Below are 22530 nucleotides of genomic sequence, written 5' to 3'. Positions count from 1 at the left end.
TACACCCGTTCCCGACAAGAGAGCAAATCACGGGCAAGGCGTTTCGTTCCCGCCGCGCCGCCGTCTCAGCCCCGTCCGATCAGCCGCGGCCAATCAGTTTCTGGGCCATCCGGTCGGCGACCACGTCGGACGAAACACCGCTCGCCGCGCTTTCCTGCCAGATGCTTGCGAGCCGTCCGGGGATCTGTTCGACCAGCGCATTCACCTCCGCGACATCGCCGCTGCGGCCTTCGCGCCGGGCGAGGTACTCCGTCGCGACCGAGATGATACCGCCCGCGTTGATGACGTAATCGGGCGCGTAGAGAATATCGCGCCCCGCCAGCACCGCGCCGTGTTCGGGCCGGGCGAGCTGGTTGTTCGCCCCGCCCGCGACGATCGCGCAATCCAAATTGGCGATCCCTGCATCATCGAGAATCGCGCCCAGCGCATTGGGGCTGAAGACATCGCAGGGCGTGCTCATGATCTGGTCAGTGCCGACCGCCACGCCGCCCAGCTCGCTCGCCAGCGCCGCCGCGCGGGCTTCGTTGATGTCGGCGAGCGTCAGCTTCGCGCCATCCTTCGCCAGCAGGCGGGCCACGCCGCCGCCGACCGAGCCGGTGCCTTGCACAGCCACATGGACGCCCGCGAGGCTGTCCTTGCCCAGCTTGTGGGCCACCGCCGCCTTGATGCCGAGATAGATGCCATAGGCCGTGAACGGCCCCGGATCGCCGCCCGCGCTTCCCGCGCCCGCCACGGGCAGACCCGAGACATGCGCGGTGCGCTGCGAGACCGCGACCATGTCGGCCTCGGTGATGCCGACATCTTCTGCGGTGACGTAGCGCCCGCCCAGCCCTTCGACCGCGTCGCCGAAAGCGGCTAGCAGTTCGGGGGTCTTGATGCGCTGTTCATCGGCGAGGATCACCGCCTTGCCACCGCCCATCGGCAGGCCCGCCATGGCGTTCTTGTAGCTCATCCCGCGCGACAGGCGCAGCACGTCGCGCATCGCAGCCGCCGGTTCGTTGTAGTGCCAGAAACGCGTGCCGCCCGCCGCAGGGCCAAGATGGGTCGAATGCACCGCGATGATCGCCGTCAGCCCGCTGGCCCGATCGTGAACCAGCGTCACCTGCTCATGCGCGTCGAAATCGGGCTCGGCCCAGAATGCGGTCATGTCGTCTCCCCTGTGGGGCGCGGACCATGACAGCAGCAGGGGAGAAATGGGGCGATCGAGGGGTCTCGAACCCCCGACCTCCGGTACCACAAACCGGCGCTCTAACCAACTGAGCTACGATCGCCACACACCCCTGCTGGCATACCACCCTTCCGGTTGGTGCCAAGCCCGTGCGAGACAGGCGGCATTACGGAAGGCAAACACACCGTCAAGTGCGCTGTCAGGAGCGGCGCGCCTCTTGCACAAAGCCTTGCCCAAGGGAAGCGAAAACTGCGCTGGCGGCAGCGACGCGCAAGATTGTTGCGCGCGCCGCAAAAGCGTTGCCTCGGCCTCGGCCCATTCTATCCTTTAGCACCATGACGACCCTTGCCGATTCTGTCGCCGCGCGCCTTGCCGCCCAGCCCGGCGTTCAGCGCGTCCCGACCCCCAAGGCCGCCGTGTTCCAGGCCAAGCGATTCGCGCCCGCCGATCTGGCCGCCGAGCTGATCGCGCTGATCGACCGGGATCGCCGCCCCTCGACCATCGCCGACGACAATGGCGATCCGGTGTTCCGCACCAGCGAGACCTGCGACCTCCCCGCCGATCACCCCTCCGTGCAGCGGATCGAGGCGCTGATCACCGCGCTTGCGGGGATCGACCCGGCCTATGGCGAGCCGCTGCAAGGACAGCGCTATGCCGAGGGGCAGGAGTTCAAGGCACACACCGATTACTTCGCGCCCGATGGCCGGGACTACCAGAGGTTCTGCGCCCTTTCGGGCAACCGCACATGGACCTTCATGATCTATCTCAATGACGTCACCGCCGGCGGAGCTACACGGTTCAAGCTGCTCGACAAGACCTTCCAACCCGAGGCGGGCAAATTGCTGTGCTGGAACAACCGCTTGCCCGATGGCCCCAATGGCGAAGCGGGAAGCGTCAACCATGCCACGCTGCATCACGGGATGAAGGTGAGAAAGGGCGTCAAATACGTGATCACCAAGTGGTATCGCGAAAACCCATGGAGGGGATGATGGACGATTTTGCAGACATTGCCGCGCGGCTTGAAGCACGGCTTGCCGAATTGACCGCGAGGGCCAACACGATCGAGGACGATTTGCGCCAACCGCTCGATGCCGATTTTTCCGAACAGGCAGTCGATCTGGCGGATGACGAGGCGCTCGAAGGGGTCGATGATGTGCTGCGGGCCGAAGCAGCGCAGGTTCGCGCGGCGCTGACCCGGATCGCCAACGGCACCTATGGCACCTGCGCCAAATGCGGCGAAGCGATTCCGCGCGCGCGGCTTGAGGCGCGACCCATCGCCACGACCTGCATCAAGTGCGCGGCCTGACGGGCGCGATTTCGCGCAAACGGGTCGCCACTTGAACCAACGCAAAAGGGCGACCCCGTCGGGCCGCCCTTCTAACGCAGGCCGAAGCCCACGAACCGGTCGGGGCAGCGCGCGGCCACCCCTGATCTGGTCTTACTTGTTCTTGAGGCTGAGCCCGCCGAAACGCTTGTTGAACTGCGCCACACGGCCGCCTTCCTGCACCTGCTGACGACCGCCGGTCCAGGCGGGGTGGCTCAGCGGATCGATTTCGAGCGCGAGCACGTCGCCTTCCTTGCCCCAGGTCGAACGGGTCTGGAATTCGGTGCCATCGGTCATCTTGACCGTGATCAGGTGGTAGTCGGGGTGCCCTTCGGCCTTCATGATGCAATTCCTTTGGAGCGTGGCACCGGTTCCGACCGGCACTGCTATGAATGGGAAGCGCGCGCCTTAGTGGCGAACGCGACCCAATGCAACCTCGGATATTCGCGCCGATATCGGTTGCGCAGCGACCGCAAGGGCGACCGCCCGCCCGCAGCGACGCGACCTTCAGGTCGCATGAGCGAGGACAAGCACCCGCAAACGCGGGTGCACACCCATCAGACCTTATCCACCATCATCGCGGTAAACTCGACCTCGCAGGTGGTCTTGCCCTCCACGCTCGCCACGCCCTTGAACTTGTAGACGCGGCTGCGCTTCTGGGTGAATTCAACATGCAGGTCGAGCAGGCACCCGGGCGTCACGGGGGCGCGGAACTTGGCGTTCTCGATCCCCATGAAGATCACCAGCTTGCCCGTCCCGGCCAGCTCCATCGTCTCGATCCCGAGGATGCCGGCGGCCTGCGCCAGCGCCTCGATCTGGAGCACGCCGGGCATGATCGGGGCGCCGGGGAAGTGACCCTGGAAGAACTGCTCGTTCATGCTCACGGCCTTGACCGCGTGAATGCGTTCACCCAGCTGGATCGCCTTCACCCGGTCGACCAGCAGCAGCGGATAGCGGTGCGGCAAGGCATTGAGGATCTTGACGATGTCGTAATCCAGCGGGGCCGTGCCCGCGCTATCCGGCTCGCTCATGTGCTGTGCTCCGCGTGTCGATCAGCGGCCCGCCGGGGCGTCCGGGTTGGCCTGCTGGCCAGCGGCGGCCTGCTGCTGCTGGAACTGCGCCGCCAGCGCGAGACGCTGCTGGATCTCCTGAAACACCTGCACACCTTCGCGGCTCGGCTGCCAGCCGGAGGGCGGCACCACGCCGACGGCGGGCACGCGGGCGTTGAGCGCGGCGGTCACCTTCTGGGTGATGTCGGCCTCGGGCGGGGCGAACAGCAGCGAGCCCGGATCGATCACCAGCTTGATCTGATCGGCATCGGTGACGTCCTTCAGGGCTGCAGCATACTGCATGATGATCTGTTCGACCGCAAAAACCCGCGCACCGTCGATCTGGTTTGTCAGCCCGGCGATTTCCTGCTCCAGCGTCTGGATCTTGGCATAGTCGGGCGACTTCTGCATCGCGGCGAGCTCGGTATCGTCGACCTGCTTGTCGCCGTTCTTGTCGAACTTGGTGAGCAGGGTCTGGCGCTCCTGCGCCTTGGCGCGGCGGAGATCGTTCTGCGAGGCATAGGTGGTGTTGACCTGCTCATAGGCGGTCTGGAAGGCGGTGGTGCCGATCACGGTGCGCGAGACATCGACCGTGGCCATGCGGCCATCGACCTGGGCCTGGGCCGGCAGCGCGGCAGTGGCAGCGAGGATGAGGCCCGCAGGCGCGAGCAGCTTGGCAAGACGTGTCATCAGAATTGGGTTCCTACGTTGAAGGTGAAGCGCCGCTCGTCATCGCCTTCGACACTGCGAATGGACTGAGCGAAATCGATACGGAAAGGTCCGAAGGGCGAGTTCCAGTTGACCCCGATCCCGGCGGTGATGCGCGGGCTGGGGGTGTTGCCGAGGAACAGCTCGCGGATATTGGTGCCGCCCTGAATCTCACGGCAGTTGGGAGTGCCGTCAGGCAGAGTCGGACTGGTGGTCTGCGTGCGGTTGAGCGAGCCGCACGATCCGCCGGCGGGCGGCGTGCTGTAGAGCAGCTCGCCGGCATCGTTGGTCAGCTGCGTACCGGCCGGGTTGACGGTGAGTACCGGGGTCTCAACGCCCCACAACGCGCCGACATCGGCCCAGATCGACGGCCTGAGGCCCAGCTCGCGCGCGCCGCTGCCGAGCGGAATCTCGAGCTCGGCGCGGCCGAGGTAGTAGTTGCGACCGCCGATCGCATCGTCCTGCACCTGATTGCGGGCGGTCAGGAACTGGACGTTGCCATCCGCATCGACGACCGGGCGATTGAACTGGTCGAGCTGCGAGAACTGCCTGAGGACACGCGGCCCGACCCCGCGGATCGCATAGCCGCGGAACTGCGGTTCGCCGAGGAAGAAGCGGTCGGTCAGCAGGATGTCGTCCACCCCTGCGCCCGGACGCTCCTGCAAGGGGACGATGGTGCCGCCTTCGGCCAGCACCGAGAAGATGAAGCCCGAATTGCCCACATTCCAGAACTGCTGCGCGCGCCCGCGCAGGCGGATGTAGCGTTGATCCCCGCCCAGCCCGGCAAACTCGCTGCTGAGCGAGACGGTCCTGCCTCGCGTCGGCCGGATGCGCGAATTGAGCGAGTTGTAGTTGAGGCTGAGCCCGACGATCGAGCTCAGACGCGTGCCGATCGCATCGCACAGGAAGCGCCCGGCACGCAGCGGATCGCACTCGCGCACCCCATCGCCATCAAGGTCGGAGAAGAACAGGTTCTCGTCCAGCGTCACCTGTTCGTAGTTCAGGGTATAGCTGCCGATCAGCGACATGTATTCGGTCAGCGGCACCCCGGCGCGCATCGAAAAGCCGGTGGTGGCCTGCTCGAAAGTGGTGTTGCGCTGGTTGCCGGTGAAGTTGAAGCTGTTGAAATCGCGGCGGTAGATGTCGATCCCGCCCGAGATGTTGCGATCGAAGATATAGGGATCGGAGAAGCTGATCTGGGCCGAGCGCGAGAACTGCGAATAGTTGACGCTGAGCCCGATGGTCTGCCCGCGCCCGCGGAAATTGCGCTGGCGGATGGAGCCGGCCAGAATGAACTGCTCGATCGACGAGAAGCCCGCCGAAAACTGCAATTCACCCGTCGGCCGCTCTTCGATATTGGCTTCGAGGATGATCCGGTCAGGCGCACTGCCTTCGGTCTGGGTGACCTCGAAATTCTCCTGGAAATAGCCCAGCGAATTGATGCGCGCCGTCGTGCGCTGCACGCCGAGGCTGTTGAAGGCATCGCCCTCGGCCAGACGGAATTCGCGGCGGATCACCTTGTCCTGCGTGAGCGTGTTGCCGTTGATGTCGACCCGCTCGACATAGACGCGCGGCGCCTCGCGCAATACGAAGGTCACGTTCATCTTGCGGTTGTCGGCATCGCGGTTGAAGCGCGGCTGCACGTCGGCGAAGGCGTAGCCATAGCGACCCGCCAGCTCGGTCAGCTGCTCGACCGTGTCCTCGACCGTCTTGGCGTTGTAGAAATCGCCATCCTGCATCGGCAGCTGCGTGCTCATCACCTCACTGTCGAAGTCGCGCAGCTGGCTGTCCACCTTGACGTCGCCGAAGGTGTAGCGCTCGCCTTCCTCAACCACATAGGTGATGATGAAGTCTTTCTGGTCGGGCGTCAGCTCGGCCACGGCGGAGACAACGCGGAAATCGGCGTAGCCTTCGGTCAGGTAGAACTGGCGCAGCTTCTGCTGGTCGAACGCGAGGCGATCGGGATCGTAGCTGGTGTTGGAGCTGAAGAAGCTGGTCAGCCGCGCCTGCTTGGTCACCATCTCGCCGCGCAGCTTGCCGTCGGAAAACTTCTCGTTGCCGAGGATGTTGATCTGGCGAACCTTGGACTTGGGCCCTTCGCTGATCTCGAACACGATATCGACGCGGTTCTGCGGCAGCTGCACCAGCTTCGGCTCGACCTTGGCGGCGAAGCGCCCCTGCCGCTTGTAGAGCTCGATGATGCGCGCAACGTCGGCGCGGACCTTGGAGCGGGTGAAGATCTGGCGCGGCGAAAGCTTGATTTCGGGCAGGATCTTGTCGGGCTTCAGCCGCTCGTTGCCTTCGAGCACGATGCGGTTGATCACCGGGTTTTCGGTGATGGTTATGACGACATTGCCGCCGTCATTGCGGATCGCGTAATTGGCGAAAAGCTCGGTCGCGCTCAGATCCTTGAGCGCCTCGTCCGCCGCGACGGCAGTGTATTCCTGCCCGACCCGCAGGCGGATGTAGCTGAGAATGGTTGTCGGCTCGAGCCGTTCGGCGCCGACCACGGTGATCGTGCGGATGGTGTTGCTGCGCGGGGCCTGTGCCTCGGGCGCGGCAGGCTGGGCTGTGGCGGGCTGCGCGGGCGCCGCCGCATCCTGCGCTGCCACCATCGCCGGCATCCCGGCAAGGATCGAGCCGCAGCACAGCAGGCTGGCCAGCCGCAGCGGGGCCTTCACGGATGCAGGCTTGCCAGTGACCGGCCCTGCGCCCGTCTCGCTCAATCGGTTCATTCAGCTAAAATCCCGTTCTCAACCCTCGGCACCGCAGGCTTTGCGCCCGTGATCTGCCGTCCTGCCATCGTGCCGACACCGCGCCACGCACCGCCTTGCGCCGACGTGGACGCCTGTGCCCCATGTGTACCCTGCAATCAAGCCGCGAGCGCCTCAGCCTTCGCGCGTTTCCACCGCCCTGCCGCCTTCCAGGCGGTCAGCTTCCAAAGATGGGCAGGGAGATTATGTCATTCACCGTCACCACCACCATCAGCATGAGCACCAGCGCGATGCCGGTGCGATAGGCCCACTCGGTCGCCTGCGGCCCCACCGGCTTTCGGCGGATCGCCTCGGCCGCGTAGAACATCAGGTGCCCGCCATCGAGTGCGGGGATTGGCAAGAAGTTGATGAATGCCAAATTAAGCGAGATCAGCGCGGCGAAATGAATGAAGGCCGCGGCCCCCAGGCTCATCTGCTCGCCCGAGAACTTGGCGATCTTGAGCGGCCCGCCCAGCTCCTTGACCGAACGCTCGCCGGTGACGATCTGCTGGATGCCGGTGATCATCATGCCGGTGAAGTCCCAGCTCTGCTTCACGCCGAGCGGGATCGCCTCGAGAACGCCAACCTCTTCAAGCTCGTACTTGCCGCCCGCCGGCGCAACGCCGATCAGGCCTTCGGTGCTGGGATTGCCGAAAGAGTCGGTGCGCTCCACCCGCGCGGTGGTCAGCGTGATCTCGACCGGGCGCCCTTCGCGTTCGAGCGTAAAGACCATCTGCTTGCCCGGATGGAGCGCGACCTTGGTCTTCATATCGGTGAAATCGCGGATCGGTAGACCGTCGATCGCGACGACGATATCGCCCGCTTGCATCCCCGCCGCCTCGGCCACGCTGCCTTCGGAGAAGGCGCCGATGGTGCGCGAATCTTCCTCGTCCACGATGACCGGCTTGCCGATGATCGCGAAGAAGGCCGCAAAGATGCCGATCGCGAGCAACAGATTGGTCACCGGCCCCGCCGCCACGATCAGCGCGCGCTTCCACAGCGCGGCGTTCTGGAACGAGCCCGGCTCTGCGGGTGCATCGGGATCGGGCACGCTCGCGGGGTTCATGTCGCCCTTGAACTGCACATAGCCGCCCAGGGGCAGCGCTGAGAGCTTCCAGCGGGTGCCGTGGCGGTCAGTGAAGCCTGCCAGTTCCTTGCCGAAGCCGACCGAGAAGGCCTCGGCCTTCACGCCGAACCACCGGCCGACCAGATAGTGGCCGAGCTCATGCAAGGTCACCAGCGGCCCGAGCAGCAGCGCGAAGCCGATCACGTACATCCAGAAAGGGGGCGATTCAAACAAGGGCTTGGGTCTCCAGCAGGGACTGCGCCTGCAACCGGGCGGAATGATCGACGGCGAGCACTTCCTCGAGGCTGGCCGGGCGCGGCGCATCATTGCTGCGCGCGAGTACCTCTTCGACCAATGCCGCAATCCGCGTGAACCTGATCTGACCAGCAAGGAAGGCGGCAACCGCGACTTCGTTGGCGGCGTTGAGGATCGCAGGGGCCGATCCGCCCGCCGCAATCGCCTCGCGCGCCAGCCGCGTGGCGGGGAAGCGCGTTTCGTCAGGGGCGTGGAAAGTCAGCTCGCCAATCGCTGCCAGGTCGAGCGGGCTGAGCGGCGTTTCCATCCGCTGCGGCCAGGCGAGGCACGAGGCGATCGGCACCCGCATGTCCGACGGGCCCAGCTGCGCCAGCGTAGAGCGGTCGCGGAATTCGACCATCGAGTGGATCACGCTTTGCGGGTGGACGACGATGCCCAGCCGTTCGAGCCCGACCGGGAAGAGGTGATAGGCCTCGATATATTCGAGCCCCTTGTTCATCATCGTCGCGGAATCGACGCTGATCTTGGCCCCCATCGACCAATTGGGATGCGCCACCGCCTGCGCTGGGGTCGCGGCGTCGAGCTGGGCCTGCGTCCACGTGCGCAAGGGGCCGCCGCTGGCCGTGAGGGTGATCTTGGCGACATCCTCGATCCGGTTTCCGGAGAGGCACTGGAAGATCGCATTGTGCTCGCTGTCCGTAGGCAGAAGCGTCGCGCCATGCCGGGCGACCGCCTCCATCAGCACCTCGCCTGCCGAGACCAGCGCTTCCTTGTTGGCGAGCGCGATGGTGCCGCCGCGCTCCACCGCCGCCATCACCGGGGCGAGCCCTGCGCAGCCGACGATCGCCGCCACTGTCATGTCCACGGGCCGCGCCGCCGCCTCGATCAGCGCCTGCCGCCCGCCTGCGGCCTCAATCCCGCTAGTGCCGAGCGCCGCGCGCAATTCGGGCAGGCAGGTCTCGTCACCCACCACCGCCAGCTTGGCATCGAATTCGATCGCGAGCGCCGCCAGTTCCGCCGCGCTACATTGCGCGGTCAGCGCCTCGACAGCCCAGGCATCGCGATTGCGCCGCACCAGATCGAGCGTCGAAGCGCCAATCGATCCGGTCGCGCCGAGCAGGGTAAGGGAACGCCTCATGCCCTGCATCATCCCAGCAAAGTGGGCAGCGTGGCAATCACAAACAGCACGAAGAACACCGCAAGAAAGCCGTCGAGCCGGTCAAACAATCCGCCATGTCCCGGAATGAGGCTGCCGGAATCCTTCACGCCCGCGCGCCGCTTCATCCAGCTTTCGAAGAAATCGCCCGATTGTGCGAGCACCGCGATGAGGATGCCGCCGATCACCGCGAAGAGGATCCGCATCCCGCCATAGCCGGGGGCGGCGGTGGGGGCGAAATAGATGAGTTCCACCGCCACGCCCACCAGCGCCGCGAGCGTCGCGCCGCCCGCGAGGCCTGCCCAGGTCTTGGATGGGCTGATCTTGGGAGCGATCTTGGGGCCGCCGATGGCGCGCCCGGCGAAATAGGCCCCGACATCGACCGCGATCACCGGCAGGATGAAGACGATCAGCACCTCAATCGGCGCATAGCCCCGCACCGGCGAATCCGGAAACAGATCGACCAGCCCAGCCCGCACGATCACCATCGCCAGCGCCGCGCTGCCGACATAGACCACGCCGGCAAAGAACCACAGCGTCTCGCCCAGCCCGGACAGGCCGAAGCGCTCGATCAGCTTGTTCCATTCCCAGATCACCCCGCCCGCCAGCAGCGCGACGAAACCGATCCAGAACCAGCTGCCCAACCACAGCGCCCCGCTCGCCAGCACCAGCATGACGATTGCGCTCGCCAGCCGCACCGGCAGATCGCTCACCCCGGCGCGCGGATCGCGCACCCGCACTTCACCGTCCGCCATAGCGCCGTTCCCTTCGGGCAAAATCATCGAGCGCACGGGCGAGGTGCGCCGGTTCAAAGTCAGGCCACAGCGTATCGACGAACAGCATCTCAGCATAGGCCGCCTGCCACAGCAGGAAATTCGACAGCCGGATTTCCCCGCTGGTACGAATCAGCAGGTCGAGCGGCGGCAGGTCGGCGGTGTCGAGCGCGGCGGCGATGGTATCGATCGTCACTTCACCGGTGCTCGCCGCCTTCGCCGCCGCGCGGGCGATTTCGTGCTGCCCGCCGTAATTGAGCGCCACCGCCAGCGTCTGCTTGCCATTCGCGGTCTGCGCCAGCGCATCTTCGAGCATCGCGACAATATCGGGCGCGAGGCTCTGCCAGTCGCCGATGATCTTCAGCTTCACATTGTTGGCGACGAATTCCGGCAGGTCGGATTTGATGAACCGGCGCATGAGGTTCATCAAATCGTCGACCTCGTCCTCCGACCGCTTCCAGTTTTCCGAGGAAAAGGCGTAGAGCGTCAGGCATTCCAGCCCGGTGCCCTCAAGCGAGCGCACCAGCCGCCGCACCGCCTCAACGCCGCGCTGATGCCCCACCGCGCGCGGGAGCGCACGTTTCTTGGCCCAGCGGCCATTGCCATCCATGATGATGGCGACATGTCTGGCGCGCGACTGGTCCAATCCGTTCCCCATCATCCGTGACGCTTACTGCGTCAGGATTTCCTGTTCCTTCTTGGCCGCCGCTTCGTCCGTTTCCTTGACATACTGGTCGGTCAGCTTCTGGACCTGCTCTTCGGAGCGTTTGCGATCGTCCTCGGAGATTTCTTTCTTCTTCTCGTCGGTCTTGAGGCTTTCCATCGCATCGCGGCGCACGTTGCGGATCGCGATCTTCGCCTTCTCCGCATATTGCCCGGCGAGCTTTGCCAGCTCCTTGCGGCGCTCCTGCGTCAGGTCGGGGATCGGCAGGCGCAGGGTCTGGCCATCGATGATCGGGTTCAAACCGAGGTTGGCATAGGCAATCGCCTTTTCGACCGCATGGAGGTTCGACTTGTCCCACACCTGCACGGAGAGCATCCGCGGCTCCGGCGCGGAGACGGTCGCGACCTGCTGAAGCGGCATCATCGAACCATAGACTTCGACCTGCACCGGATCGAGCAGCGTGGTGTTGGCGCGGCCGGTGCGCAGCCCCTGAAGATCGCTCTTCAAGGATTCCACCGCGCCCTTCATCCGGCGCTCGACATCGGCCTTGTCAAATTGCGGCATGGCTGGGGTTCCTTCTGATTGTCTTAGCTGTCTTGCACGATGGTCTGCACACCCTCGCCCGCCAGCACGCGGGCAAGGTTGCCCTTCTCGCGGATCGAGAAGACCACGATCGGGATCTTGTTGTCGCGGCACAGCGCGACGGCAGAGGCGTCCATCACCTTGAGATTGTCGGCCAGCACCTTGTCATAGGTGACGGTATCGAAGCGGGTGGCAGCAGGGTTGTATTTGGGATCGCTGTCATACACCCCGTCGACGCTGGTGCCCTTCAGCAGCGCGTCACAGCGCATCTCCGCCGCGCGCAGCGCCGCGCCGCTGTCGGTGGTGAAATAGGGAGCGCCGACGCCCGCGGCGAAGATCACGACGCGGCCCTTTTCGAGGTGCCGTTCGGCGCGGCGGCGGATCACCGGCTCGCAAACCTTGTCCATCTCGATCGCGGATTGCACGCGGGTTTGGACGCCCAGTTGCTCGAGCGCGTTCTGCATGGCGAGCGCGTTCATCACGGTCGCCAGCATCCCCATGTAATCGGCCTGCGCGCGGTCCATCCCCTTGGCCGCGCCCGCCATCCCGCGGAAGATGTTGCCGCCGCCGATCACGAGGCAAATCTCGAGCCCCGTCTCCTTCGCCGCCTTCACTTCCTTGGCGAGTTCCGAGACGAACTCAGGATCGATCCCAAACTGCTGCCCGCCCATCAGCACCTCACCCGAAAGCTTCAGGAGAACGCGCTTGATGCTAGGCAGGGACATATCGGGCTGGCTTTCTGGCGGGAGTTGGCTAGCGGGGGCCTTTATCGGGGTGTCACCGTGCTGCCAAGAGGATAGCGGGGATAATGGGCAAGACAAGCATTCGCCGCCTCGCCCTGCTGGTGCTGGCGGTGGTGGTCGCGATGTGCGCCAAGGCGTGGCACGACACGATGCGCGCGCCGGTGGTGGAGCGGCTGGTGATCGAGAGCTCCGCCCTGCCCCGCGCCACGCCGCCTGTGCGGATCGCGCTGCTGGCCGATATCCACGTCGCCGGGCCCGACATGCCGCCCGAACGGCTCGCCCGGATCGTGGCGCAGGTGAACGCGCTGAAGCCTGACCTTATCGTCATCGCGGGCGATCTGATCAGCGAAAAGCGCACCGCCACGCATATCTACACCGCCGCCGAGGTCGTCGCCCCGCTCGGCAAGCTGTCCGCGCCGCTGGGAGTGGTGGTGGTGCCAGGCAATCACGATCACTGGTCGGGCTGGGAGGCAATCTCGGCAGAGCTGGCACGCCATCCGCAGATTACCGTGCTGCGCAATCAGGCGATAGCGCGCGGGCCGCTGGTGATCGGCGGGGTGGATGACGACTTCACTGGCCGCGCCGATGTGCCTGCCACCATGGCGGCGATGCCGCGCGGCGCGGGCGCGCGGATCGTGCTGTCTCACTCGCCCGACATCTTTCCGCAGGTTCCCGTCGATGTCGACGCGGTGCTCGCCGGGCACACCCATTGCGGGCAGATCGCCTGGCCCTGGGGCGGCGCGCCTGCGACGATGTCGGACTATGGCAACCTCTATGCCTGCGGAGTCACGCGCCAGCACGGCAAGGTGCTGGTGACCAGCGCCGGCCTCGGCACCAGCCTGCTGCCCTTGCGCATGTTTACGCACCCCGAAGTGTGGCTGATCGAAATACGGCCAGCCAAGCGCTGAAGTTGACGCCCGGTCAATCCGCGGCTGCAGCTTCTGCCAGCGTGTGCAACAGACCCTTGGTGAAACCGCGTGGCGCGACCGAGAGGTGATCTTCGTCAGCCAGAACATCCGACTTGAGCCGCAGCCCCGCAAATTCGCGCCCACGCAGCAGCGCGGCGAAGGCGGCATTGTCGGCGACCATGTCAACCTCCTGCTGGTAACGCGCATCGCCGATCCGCTGCGCCTCGAACTCTCCGACGTACAGATAGACGTCAGCGTCGATCGCATCGAGCGTGCCGAGCAATCCCGGTGCCTCACGCAGCAGGTGTTTCCGGTCGTACCAGAATGACGGACTGCCGAGCACATAGCCGCTGAACATTTCGGGCTGCGTCATCAGGATCTGCGCGCCCAGCAGGCCGCCGTAAGAATGCCCGACATAGACCCTCCGATCAGGCATGGTCCGGAACCGCGTCTCGATGAAAGGCAGCACCGCATCGCGCAGATAATCGCGATAGCGCAGCGACTGTCCATGGACCGCTCCCGCCGGGGCGTCCGAAGCACCCTTGGCGGTCGGAGTATAATCGCGCCGACGGCTCGCCATCGGGTCCTCGCCCTTGCCATAGGACAGGCCGACGAGGATGAACTCTTCGAGGCGCGGACCAGCCCCGTTCATCCGCCGGCCGATGGCGCGCAGCACGGGAAAGGCATAGTCAGCATCTGTCACATAGACGACCGGGTAGCGGCGTTGCGTTTGCTCGGCGTAGCTGGCCGGGAGGCTCACGAAGACCTGATAGGCGATACCGCTCGCCGGATCGGGCACATCGAACACCTGCGTGCCGAGCAGTTCGTAGGCCTGCCCTTCCCCGCGTTGCACTGGAGCCGCCGATGATGCCGCCTCGCTGAAAGGTACGGCCGAACAGGCCGATAGCAGCGCTCCGCCGATCAGCGCGCCCCTGAAAAATCGCATGATATGCCCCGTATATTGACGAGCGGCGGATGCCTTGCGGAACCGCGCAAACGCAACGGGCCGGATGGTCGATACCATCCGGCCCGTGCCATTTTTCCGATAATCGGGGGAAGGATCTGCGCTTGAGCGTAGCGATGGAGCGAGGAATCAGCCCTTCAGGATCGCCTTGATGCGTTGCTCTGAAGGGCGAAGCTCGGCGAAATAGGCGTTGGTCTCTTCCTGAGTCAGCTCGCCTTCGTCGCGCGAGGTGCGGATTGCTTCCCATCGGTCGTAAATCTCGCCCGCCGCCTGCAAGGCGCTGGCGAAATCGTGATCGCCCGCCGCTTCGAGATTGCGCACGCAGATTTTCCAGCGCTGCTCGAAGCCATGCTCGGACAGGAACCAGTCGAGACCCTTGTAGGACAGGACGCGCCTCGCGTCCTCGGCAGAGACGCCCTTGATCCAGCTTTGGTCATTCATCCCGTTCGGCTCCGGCTGGCGGTTGTGCGCGGGGCGTCAAGCCCCGAACACCATGCCGGAGGGACATAGGGCCGATTGGCAACCAACGGGTAAACAAGCAAAACGGCCGCCGCAGCGCTAAGCTGCGGCGGCCGTCTCAATGCCGATGGAAGGGAAGATCAGCCCTTGAGCGTCGCGGCGACTTCGGCTGCGAAGTCGACCTCTTCCTTCTCGATGCCTTCGCCGAGCTGGAAGCGGGCATAGTCCTTGAGCACGATCGGGGTGCCCGCAGCCTTGCCGGCCTGGGCGACCAGATCGGCGATCACGGTCTTGTTGTCCATCACGAAGATCTGGCTGAGCAGCGCGTTTTCCTTGGCGAACTTCTTCACCGCGCCATCGACCATCTTGGCTTGCACGTCTTCGGGCTTGCCGCTTTCGGCTGCCTTTTCGGCCGCGACCTTGCGCTCACGCTCGAGCACTTCGGGATCAAGGCTGTCGGCATCGAGCGCCATCGGGAAGGCCGCCGCTGCGTGCATCGCCAGCTGCTTGCCGAGCGGTTCGAGCACGTCCGCGCCCGCTTCGCTTTCCAGACCGATCAGCACGCCGATCTTGCCGAGGCCTTCCGCAGCAGCGGTGTGCATGTAGGACACGACCGCGCCCTTCTCGACCGAGACGGTCTTGATGCGGCGGATCTGCTGGTTTTCGCCGATGGTGGCGACGTTGTCGGTGAGCTTGTCGGCCACGGTGCCGCCGGTCGGGTATTCAGCCGCCTTGAGCGCTTCGACGTCTTCAGTGCCAAGCTCGAGCGCGACCGCGGTCACGTTGCGGACAAAGCCCTGGAACTGGTCGTTCTTGGCGACGAAATCGGTTTCCGAGTTCACTTCGACAGCCACGCCCTTGGTACCCGAAACGGCAACGCCGACGAGACCTTCGGCCGCGGTGCGGCTCGACTTCTTCTGGGCAGTGGCGAGGCCCTTGGCGCGCAGCGCGTCAACCGCGGCTTCGATGTCGCCGCCCGCTTCGGTCAGCGCCTTCTTGGCGTCCATCATGCCAGCGCCGGTGCGCTCGCGCAGCTTCTTCACGTCGGCGACGGAAAAATCGGCCATGAGAAATTCCTTTTCGTGTGTGTTCGGGCGCCCGGCCCTGCCGTCCCGGGAAGGGGGGCAATGCCGGGCGCGCTAGAGGGGGAATGTGACGGGTGATTGACGACCGGCGCCCATCACCCGTGCAAAAGATCAGGCTTCGGCGTCTTCCGCAGCCGGTTCGTCAGCGGCTTCGACCGGAGCGGGGGCTTCAGCCGGGGGCTCAGCCATCGCGCCGAAATCGCTCGACACGTCCTGCTGGAACTTGCCCTTGCCCGCCAGCGCGGCTTCGCCGATCGCCTGGCAATAGAGGCGCACAGCGCGGCTCGCATCGTCGTTGCCCGGAACCGGAAAGGCGATGCCGTTGGGGTCGACGTTGGTGTCGAGGATGCCGATCACCGGAATGCCAAGCACATTGGCTTCCTTGATCGCCAGGTCTTCCTTGTTGGCGTCGATCACGAACATCACGTCCGGAATGCCGCCCATGTCGCGGATGCCGCCGAGCGACATCTCGAGCTTCTCGCGCTCACGGGTGAGGTTGAGAACTTCCTTCTTGGTCAGACCGCTGGTGTCACCCGAGAGCTGCTCTTCGAGGCTCTTGAGACGGCGGATCGAACCCGAGATGGTCTTCCAGTTGGTGAGCATGCCGCCCAGCCAGCGGTGGTTGACGAAGTGCTGGCCCGACATGCGCGCAGCTTCCGCGATCGGCTCCTGCGCCTGACGCTTGGTGCCGACGAACAGCACCTTGCCGCCCGAACGCACGGTCGATTCGACGAAGTCCAGCGCACGCGCGAACAGCGGCACGGTCTGCGACAGGTCGATGATGTGAACACCGTTGCGCGCGCCGAAGATGTACGGCTTCATGCGCGGGTTCCAGCGGTGGGTCTGGTGGCCGAAGTGAGCGCCGGCCTCGATCAATTGCTGCATGGTGACGACGGGTGCCGCCATAGGTAATTCCTTTCCGGTTGTTCCTCTGGAAGGCTGGAACCGCGCTTGCGGAGTTCCCGCGAGCGGCACCGGTATGAGCGCCTTCCATGTGAATTTGCCCCGCGCCAAGGCCTCATGCCTCGCCCGGAGCGTGCGCGCCTCTAGCGGCCCTCCGGAACAAAATCCAGCCCCGATGTCTTGCTGCGGCAGAAAATTGCTTCCGCGACGACAACAAGCCGCTTGACAGATTGGAACAGGTGGAGAACAAAGCAGCGGAACAAAGATCGAACAGTTCGTCAGGAGTAACCGATATGCTCTCGCCTGCCCTCACTTTCGCGCTTGTTGCGCTGTTCACCTTCTCCGGACTCGTTTCTCTGGCCGTGATTACGGACAGCCTCATGCAGGCGCGCGTCGCCTATCGGCGGCTGATGGCGGAAGGCGAGGCGCTGCGAGCCGGGCTTGTGGCGCAGGCGGCAGCGGCAGAGCTGCGGCTGCGCCCGGCGCGGCCGGCGGCGGCGGCGGTTACGCCGCTGCGTCGCCCGGCACGTCTGGCGATGGCGCCGCTTCCAGCCCGCGCCGCCGCTTGATCGCGCCATATTTGACGAGCCCGTAAGGCATCAGCGCCAGATAGGCGATGCAGATCGCCGCCAGCGTCCACCACGGCTCCAGCAGCAGGGCGGCAAAGGCGAGGCCGGTAAACGCAATCAGCGGCAGCCGGATCGAACGGCGCGGGCGCAGCGAAGCCCAGCTGAGTGTCGCCATGTTGGAAATCATCAGGATCGCGATCACCGTCAGCCACCCGGTCATCAGCACCGGATCGCGAAACAGCGTGATGCCGGTCTCGTGCCACAGGTAGAACGGCGTGAAGGCCAGCCCCGCACCGACGGGAGCCGGAACGCCGGTCAGGAACCCGGCAGACTTGTGCGGCTGATCGTCCATGTCGATCCGCGCATTGAACCTTGCGAGGCGCAGCGCGCAGCAAATCGCGAAGGCCAGCGCGGCGAACCAGCCGAAGCGCGGCCAGTCCTGCAATGACCACATGAACAGGATCAGCGCGGGCGCAACTCCGAAAGAGATCGAGTCGGCGAGGCTATCGAGCTCGGCACCGAAGCGCGATTGTGCGTTGAGCAACCGCGCAACACGCCCGTCGATCCCGTCGAGCACGCCAGCGAGAACCACTAGTCCGATGGCGAAGGCCCATTGCCCTTCAGTGGCAAAGCGGATGCCGGTAAGGCCCGAACACAGCGCGGCAGCGGTGATCGCGTTGGGCAGCATCGCCCGCAAGGTCAGCCCGCCGGCGCGCGGATCCTTGATCGGGCCTTCGTCATCCTCGTCCTCGGCCGCCTTGGGGCCAAGCCGTGCGGTCAGGAACCGCGCACCGGGGATCGCGCGCGCGCCGCGCTTGCGGGGCGGACGGCTCATGCGTGGCGGCTCATTGGGCAATACCTTCAATCAATCCACGCTGGCCGATTTCGGCAATCACCGTCTCGCCTGCAATCACGGTCTGGCCGATCATCACCTTGGGATCGGTCCCCGCCGGCAGATAGACATCGACCCGGCTTCCGAAGCGGATCAGGCCGACGCGCTGTCCCTTGGCGACGATATCACCGGGCTTCACGAAAGGCACGATCCTCCGCGCCACCAGCCCGGCAATCTGGGTGAAGCCCAGCTTCAGCCCGTCGCTGCGCTCGATCAGGATATGCTGGCGCTCGTTTTCCTCGCTCGCCTTGTCGAGATCGGCGTTCATGAAGCGGCCCGGCACATAGACCACCCGCCGCACCGTGCCCCCCACCGGCGTGCGGTTGATGTGGACATCGAACACGCTCATGAAGATCGACACCCGCGTGACCGGCCCCGCCGCCAGCCCGGCAAGTCCCGATCCGTCGTCGATCTGCAATTCCAGCGGCGGCGCGGCCTCGGTGATCAGCGTAACCAAGCCATCGGCGGGCGAAATGATCGCGTTCTCGCTTTGCGGCACCACGCGTTCGGGATCGCGGAAGAAGGCAAAGATCCCCGCGCTCAGCAGCAGCACCGGCCAGCCGATCAGACCCCAGCCCACCGGCCAGAGGAAGAACAGGCCCACCGCCGCCGCGATCAGCCCGAACTTGCGGCCTTCGGGGTGGATCGCGGGCCAGTCCCAGCCAGCCTCGCCGCGTCCCTTGTTGTCGAGGATTTCGCCTGCCATCGCTCAGCTTCTAGGGGGTGCGGCGCAAGGCCGCAACCTCACGCGACCTTGCGCACAAAGACGGTGCCCGCCGAATAGCCCGCGCCAAAGGAGCAGATCAGCCCGGTGTCGCCCAGTGCCAGGTCGTCCGAATGCTGGTGGAAGGCGATGATCGACCCCGCGCTCGAAGTATTGCCATAGGTATCCAGCACAGTCGGGCTTTCGTCCTCGCTTGCCTCATGGCCCAGAACCTTGTGCGAAATCAGTCGGTTCATGCCCGCATTGGCCTGATGCAGCCACAGTCGCCGCAGGGCCGCTGGGTCGATCCCCAGCCGATCGGCCTCTTCGAGGATCATCTGCGCCACCATCGGAACGACTTCCTTGAAGACCTTGCGCCCCTCCTGCACGAACAGCTTGTCGGGCGTGCCCTCGCCTTCGGGCGCGGCGCGGTTGAGAAAGCCGAAATTGTTGCGGATGTTGTTCGAGAATACCGTCTTCAGCCGGGTACCGAGGATGTCCCAATGCTGCGCCGGGGCAATCGCGGCATCCTCCACCAGCACCGCGGTGGCGACATCGCCGAAAATGAAGTGGCTGTCGCGGTCGCGCCAGTTGAGGTGGCCGGACGTGATTTCGGGGCTGACCACCAGCACGCTTTTCGCATTGCCCGCGCGCACATAGTCGGCGGCGGTCTGGATGCCGAAGGTGGCCGAGGAGCAGGCGACATTCATATCGAAGCCGAAGCCCTCAATCCCCAGCGCCTGCTGGATCTCGATCGCCATCGCCGGATAGGCGCGCTGCATGTTCGAAGCCGCGCACAGCACCGCGTCCACGTCCTCGGGCTTGCGGCCCGCGCGCTCGAGCGCCTGCCGGGCCGCCGCCACGCCGATCTCGGCCATGACCGACAATTCGTCATTGGGCCGCTCGGGCAGGCGCGGGCACATGGTGTCGGGATCGAGGATCGGCGCTTTGCTCATCACGTGGCGCGCCTTGATCCCGCTCGCCTTCTCGATGAATTCGACCGAGGAATAGGCCAGCGGCTCAGCCTCGGGATGCGCCGCATTGTGGCGATCAACATAGGCGTTGAAGCTGGCGACCAGCTCTTCGTTGGTGATGCTCTCGGGCGGGGTGAACAGCCCGGTGGCGGAGATGACGGGTCGACCGGTCAGCATGACTTGCGTTTCCTGCATGGGGGCTGCGCCTTACTGTCCGCCCTGCCCGGCTGCAACCCCTGCCACCGCGCCAGGATCGGGTTCCAGCACATCGCGCAGCAGCGGATTGGGGAAGGTGCGGGCGATGGTGACCGCGTGGAATTCCTCGGTGATGGCGGGCAGCTGGAACAACTCGTAGAGCAGGCCCGCGGCCAGCTCGTCGCGCACCACAATCGGCGGAATCACCGCAACGCCTGCATCCGCGCGCGCAAGCAGGCGCAGCATCGCCATGTCGTCGGCTTCGGCAGCGATGCGCGGGACAATGCCCATCTGTTCGATCATCGCGTCAAACCCGGCCCGCAGCGCGGTCTCGGGCGTCGGCAGGATCAGCGGCGCATGGGCGAGCAGACGCGGCAGGCCCTGCGCGGCCAGCGCCAGTCGGCTGCGGGTACCGACGAGACTGACCGGTTGCTCGTCGATCCGGCGCACCAGATAGGGACTCGCTGCATCGCGCGCCGGGACCTGGTTGGTCAGCAGCACGTCGATGCTCATCGCCTCGAGCGCGCGAAGCAGCGAGGCTTGCGTGCCCGATCGCAGCACCACCTCGACATCGTCCCGGCCCAGCAAGGGCGCAAGGAACTGCATCTGGAAATTACGCGACAGTGTCGCCAGCGCGCCGACGCGCAGCACCTTGCGCTGCTCGCCAACCGCGCGGAAGGTGGCGGTGAGCTGTTCGGAAGCACGAAAGATCTGCTCGGCATAGTCCAGCGCGATCCGCCCCGCCTCGGTCAGCACCAGATTGCGCCCGCGCCGTTCGAACAGGTCGTGCCCGAGATCGGCCTCGAGTGCCTTGATCTGAGTCGAGACCGCGCTTTGCGAGATGTTGAGCGCGCGCGCGGCGGCGGTCAGGGTGCCTTCGCGCGCGGTGGCGCGGAACAGGCGCAGGTGGTGCAGATTGAGAGTCGCCATGGGGCTCCTGCGGCTTGATTGTTCTGTTGAGACGAACGTTTGCCCGCAAAATATGTATTTTCTTTAATTTCGTCCAGACTCTATCCGTCCGGCAGCCCAATCGCTGCCGGAGTGTCCCGATGCCGATCGCCCTCACCATGCTCGCCCCGCTGGCCCTGCTGCCGGTGATCCTGCTCGCCATCGTCCGCCCCGGCCAGCGCCCGGGCGCCCTGCCGCGCTTGTCCGAGACTGCCGCGCTGGCAGCGCTGGCGCTGGCGCTGGGCGGCCTTGTCCAGACTGCGATGGGAGCTGCCACCGGCGCAGCCCTGCCCGCCGGCCCCTTCACCCTCGCCCTGCGCGCCGACCTCGTCAGCGCAAGCGTCGCCACACTGGTCGGCTTCATCGGCTGGATCGTGATGCGCTACAGCCGCACCTACCTTGATGGCGAGGCGCGCGAGGGGGCCTTTCATGGGCTGATGCTCGCAACGCTCATGGCGGTGCTGGTGTTCGTACAGGCGGGCACGCTGCCGACCATGATCCTTGCCGCGATCGCCGTCGGCCTGACCCTCAAACGGCTGCTGCTGTTCTACCCCGATCGGCCCGAGGCCCAGCGCGCGGCGACCAAGTTTGCGGTCGTCTGGCACATCGGCGATGCGATGCTGGTGTGTGCGGCGGCGCTGCTCTTCGCCCGCTTCGGCACGCTCGATGTTGCCGCGTTGCCTGTCGCACTCGCCGCCGAGGGCCTCGGGCTTGCCGGAACCCTCGCGGTCGCCGCCATTGTCATCGCCGCCGCGCTCAAGACCGCAGCCTTCCCGCTGCACGGCTGGCTGACCGAAGTGATGGAGGCCCCCACCCCCGTCTCCGCGCTGCTCCACGCCGGGATCATCAACGCGGGCGGCGTGCTGCTGATCACGCTTGCTCCGCTTGTGCAGACGAGCCCCGGCGCGATGGCCGCGCTGGTACTGATCGGCGGATTGACCGCGCTGTTCGGGGCAGCCGTGATGCTCACCCAGAGCGCGATCAAGACCGCGCTCGCTTGGTCGACGATCTCGCAAATGGGCTTCATGCTGCTGCAATGCGGGCTCGGCCTGTGGACGCTGGCGCTGCTCCACATCGTCGCCCACTCGCTCTACAAGGCGCACGCCTTCCTCTCCTCGGGAGGCGCTGTAGCCGAGGTCGCGAGCATCCGCCGCCCTGGCCCGGTCGCCGCGCCGAGCGTGGCTGCTGTGCTCAAGAGCTTCGCGCTGGCGCTCGCCATCTTCGCCGCCATCGCCGCGATCTTCACCGCCGCATTCGGCCCTAAGTCGCCGCAAGCGCTGGCGCTGGGCGCGATCCTGATCTTCGGGGTTGCCTACCTTGTCGCGCAGGGCCTTGCCGACCGCGCGCCGGTGGCCCTGACCAAGCGCACCGTCGCCGCTGCTTTGGCCGCTGCCGTCGGTTACTTCAGCTTTCAGAGCATCGCGCAGGCGATCTGGGGGGCGCTGCTGCCGACGGCTCCGGCGCCGACCGATCTGGAATGGGCGATGCTGGTGATCGCAGTCGCGAGCTTCGGCCTCGTCGCCTTCGCTCAGGCGCTGTTCCCGCTGTGGGCACACCACCCGGCCACCGCCGGCCTGCGCGTCCACCTCGCCAACGGCCTCTATCTCAACGCCCTGCTCGACCGCGCGCTCGGCGGCTTCCGCACCGCCACCCGCACCGCGGGCGAGAGCTGACCCGAGCCTTCCAAGG

Annotated in this window: 24 protein-coding genes and 1 tRNA gene; 5 read left to right on the top strand and 20 right to left on the bottom strand. The window is 65.7% G+C overall.

The annotated features are described in order from the left end of the window. Positions 1 to 79: 79 nt before the first annotated feature. Both BZF59_RS10710 and BZF59_RS10705 read right to left on the bottom strand, forming a co-directional pair. Complete coding sequence (locus BZF59_RS10710; protein ID WP_086608223.1) at positions 80 to 1147, bottom strand: Glu/Leu/Phe/Val family dehydrogenase; 1068 nt, start codon at positions 1145 to 1147, stop codon at positions 80 to 82. A 47-nt stretch (positions 1148 to 1194) separates the two neighbouring features. Next, positions 1195 to 1271 (bottom strand) — tRNA-His (locus BZF59_RS10705). Positions 1272 to 1503: 232 nt separating this feature from the next. Between BZF59_RS10705 and BZF59_RS10700 the strand changes: the two genes are divergently transcribed. Then, complete coding sequence (locus BZF59_RS10700; RefSeq protein ID WP_086608222.1) at positions 1504 to 2157, top strand: prolyl hydroxylase family protein; 654 nt, start codon at positions 1504 to 1506, stop codon at positions 2155 to 2157. Next, on the top strand, positions 2157 to 2474 hold the full coding sequence (locus tag BZF59_RS10695) for a TraR/DksA family transcriptional regulator (RefSeq protein WP_086608435.1): 318 nt from the start codon (positions 2157 to 2159) through the stop codon (positions 2472 to 2474). Before BZF59_RS10700 ends, BZF59_RS10695 begins: the two co-directional genes overlap by 1 nt. Before the next feature lie 132 nt (positions 2475 to 2606). On the opposite strand, the gene rpmE is transcribed toward BZF59_RS10695, so the two are convergent. The 10 genes from rpmE to pyrH all read right to left on the bottom strand — a co-directional run bounded on the left by rpmE (position 2607) and on the right by pyrH (position 12223). Further along, positions 2607 to 2834 carry a 50S ribosomal protein L31 gene (rpmE, locus tag BZF59_RS10690; protein WP_086608221.1) on the bottom strand — a complete coding sequence of 76 codons (228 nt, stop codon included), beginning with the start codon at positions 2832 to 2834 and terminating at the stop codon, positions 2607 to 2609. Between the two features lie 215 nt (positions 2835 to 3049). Then, positions 3050 to 3523, bottom strand: coding sequence for a 3-hydroxyacyl-ACP dehydratase FabZ (fabZ, locus tag BZF59_RS10685; protein WP_086608220.1), 474 nt, complete (start codon positions 3521 to 3523; stop codon positions 3050 to 3052). A 21-nt stretch (positions 3524 to 3544) separates the two neighbouring features. Continuing rightward, complete coding sequence (locus BZF59_RS10680; RefSeq protein ID WP_086608219.1) at positions 3545 to 4231, bottom strand: OmpH/Skp family outer membrane protein; 687 nt, start codon at positions 4229 to 4231, stop codon at positions 3545 to 3547. After that, positions 4231 to 6984, bottom strand: coding sequence for an outer membrane protein assembly factor BamA (gene bamA / locus BZF59_RS10675; protein ID WP_086608218.1), 2754 nt, complete (start codon positions 6982 to 6984; stop codon positions 4231 to 4233). The genes BZF59_RS10680 and bamA overlap by 1 nt, the downstream gene beginning before the upstream one ends. Before the next feature lie 196 nt (positions 6985 to 7180). Beyond that, on the bottom strand, positions 7181 to 8278 hold the full coding sequence (gene rseP, locus BZF59_RS10670) for an RIP metalloprotease RseP (RefSeq protein WP_086608217.1): 1098 nt from the start codon (positions 8276 to 8278) through the stop codon (positions 7181 to 7183). A 16-nt stretch (positions 8279 to 8294) separates the two neighbouring features. Beyond that, a complete protein-coding gene (gene dxr, locus BZF59_RS10665; protein ID WP_086608434.1) occupies positions 8295 to 9461 on the bottom strand; it encodes a 1-deoxy-D-xylulose-5-phosphate reductoisomerase in 1167 nt (388 codons plus the stop codon). A gap of 8 nt (positions 9462 to 9469) precedes the next feature. Then, positions 9470 to 10234, bottom strand: coding sequence for a phosphatidate cytidylyltransferase (locus tag BZF59_RS10660; RefSeq protein ID WP_086608216.1), 765 nt, complete (start codon positions 10232 to 10234; stop codon positions 9470 to 9472). Next, positions 10221 to 10913: a polyprenyl diphosphate synthase gene (uppS, locus tag BZF59_RS10655; RefSeq protein ID WP_245806112.1), complete on the bottom strand. Its 693-nt coding sequence runs from the start codon at positions 10911 to 10913 to the stop codon at positions 10221 to 10223. Before uppS ends, BZF59_RS10660 begins: the two co-directional genes overlap by 14 nt. A 9-nt stretch (positions 10914 to 10922) precedes the next feature. After that, positions 10923 to 11480 (bottom strand): ribosome recycling factor, encoded by a 558-nt coding sequence (gene frr / locus BZF59_RS10650; protein WP_086608215.1) that lies wholly within the window; start codon positions 11478 to 11480, stop codon positions 10923 to 10925. Positions 11481 to 11503: 23 nt separating this feature from the next. After that, on the bottom strand, positions 11504 to 12223 hold the full coding sequence (pyrH, locus tag BZF59_RS10645) for a UMP kinase (RefSeq protein ID WP_086608214.1): 720 nt from the start codon (positions 12221 to 12223) through the stop codon (positions 11504 to 11506). A gap of 83 nt (positions 12224 to 12306) precedes the next feature. Between pyrH and BZF59_RS10640 the strand changes: the two genes are divergently transcribed. Beyond that, entirely contained in the window at positions 12307 to 13149 is an 843-nt protein-coding gene (locus BZF59_RS10640; RefSeq protein ID WP_086608213.1) for a metallophosphoesterase, read from the top strand. A 13-nt stretch (positions 13150 to 13162) separates the two neighbouring features. On the opposite strand, the gene BZF59_RS10635 is transcribed toward BZF59_RS10640, so the two are convergent. The 4 genes from BZF59_RS10635 to rpsB form a co-directional block, all read right to left on the bottom strand. After that, positions 13163 to 14095, bottom strand: a complete 933-nt coding sequence (locus BZF59_RS10635; RefSeq protein WP_211277385.1) for an alpha/beta hydrolase — start codon at positions 14093 to 14095, stop codon at positions 13163 to 13165. Positions 14096 to 14242: 147 nt separating this feature from the next. After that, positions 14243 to 14554 (bottom strand): hypothetical protein, encoded by a 312-nt coding sequence (locus BZF59_RS10630; RefSeq protein ID WP_086608211.1) that lies wholly within the window; start codon positions 14552 to 14554, stop codon positions 14243 to 14245. Positions 14555 to 14712: 158 nt separating this feature from the next. Further along, positions 14713 to 15639, bottom strand: a complete 927-nt coding sequence (tsf, locus tag BZF59_RS10625) for a translation elongation factor Ts (protein WP_086608210.1) — start codon at positions 15637 to 15639, stop codon at positions 14713 to 14715. Positions 15640 to 15768: 129 nt separating this feature from the next. Then, entirely contained in the window at positions 15769 to 16563 is a 795-nt protein-coding gene (rpsB, locus tag BZF59_RS10620; RefSeq protein ID WP_086608209.1) for a 30S ribosomal protein S2, read from the bottom strand. 290 nt (positions 16564 to 16853) lie between these two features. On the opposite strand from rpsB, the gene BZF59_RS16060 reads away from it, so the two are divergent. After that, complete coding sequence (locus BZF59_RS16060) at positions 16854 to 17129, top strand: hypothetical protein (RefSeq protein ID WP_143738144.1); 276 nt, start codon at positions 16854 to 16856, stop codon at positions 17127 to 17129. Here BZF59_RS16060 and pssA read toward each other — a convergent pair. From pssA to BZF59_RS10600, 4 genes are read right to left on the bottom strand one after another with little or no spacing between them, the layout of a single operon-like run. Then, positions 17065 to 17964, bottom strand: a complete 900-nt coding sequence (gene pssA, locus BZF59_RS10615) for a CDP-diacylglycerol--serine O-phosphatidyltransferase (RefSeq protein ID WP_086608208.1) — start codon at positions 17962 to 17964, stop codon at positions 17065 to 17067. The two genes, BZF59_RS16060 and pssA, sit on opposite strands and share 65 nt — an antisense overlap. Before the next feature lie 10 nt (positions 17965 to 17974). Continuing rightward, the gene (locus BZF59_RS10610) at positions 17975 to 18727 is read right to left on the bottom strand and encodes a phosphatidylserine decarboxylase (protein WP_086608207.1); all 753 of its coding nucleotides are present in this window, start codon (positions 18725 to 18727) and stop codon (positions 17975 to 17977) included. 38 nt (positions 18728 to 18765) lie between these two features. Then, a complete protein-coding gene (locus BZF59_RS10605; RefSeq protein ID WP_211277384.1) occupies positions 18766 to 19893 on the bottom strand; it encodes a beta-ketoacyl-ACP synthase III in 1128 nt (375 codons plus the stop codon). 12 nt (positions 19894 to 19905) lie between these two features. Further along, positions 19906 to 20823: a LysR family transcriptional regulator gene (locus BZF59_RS10600; protein WP_086608206.1), complete on the bottom strand. Its 918-nt coding sequence runs from the start codon at positions 20821 to 20823 to the stop codon at positions 19906 to 19908. A gap of 119 nt (positions 20824 to 20942) precedes the next feature. Between BZF59_RS10600 and BZF59_RS10595 the strand changes: the two genes are divergently transcribed. Next, a complete protein-coding gene (locus tag BZF59_RS10595) occupies positions 20943 to 22514 on the top strand; it encodes a proton-conducting transporter transmembrane domain-containing protein (protein WP_086608205.1) in 1572 nt (523 codons plus the stop codon). Positions 22515 to 22530 lie beyond the last annotated feature (16 nt).

The organism is Erythrobacter donghaensis (genome assembly GCF_002155425.1).
GTDB lineage: Bacteria > Pseudomonadota > Alphaproteobacteria > Sphingomonadales > Sphingomonadaceae > Erythrobacter > Erythrobacter donghaensis.
This window is presented reverse-complemented; position numbering and strand designations above follow the sequence as displayed.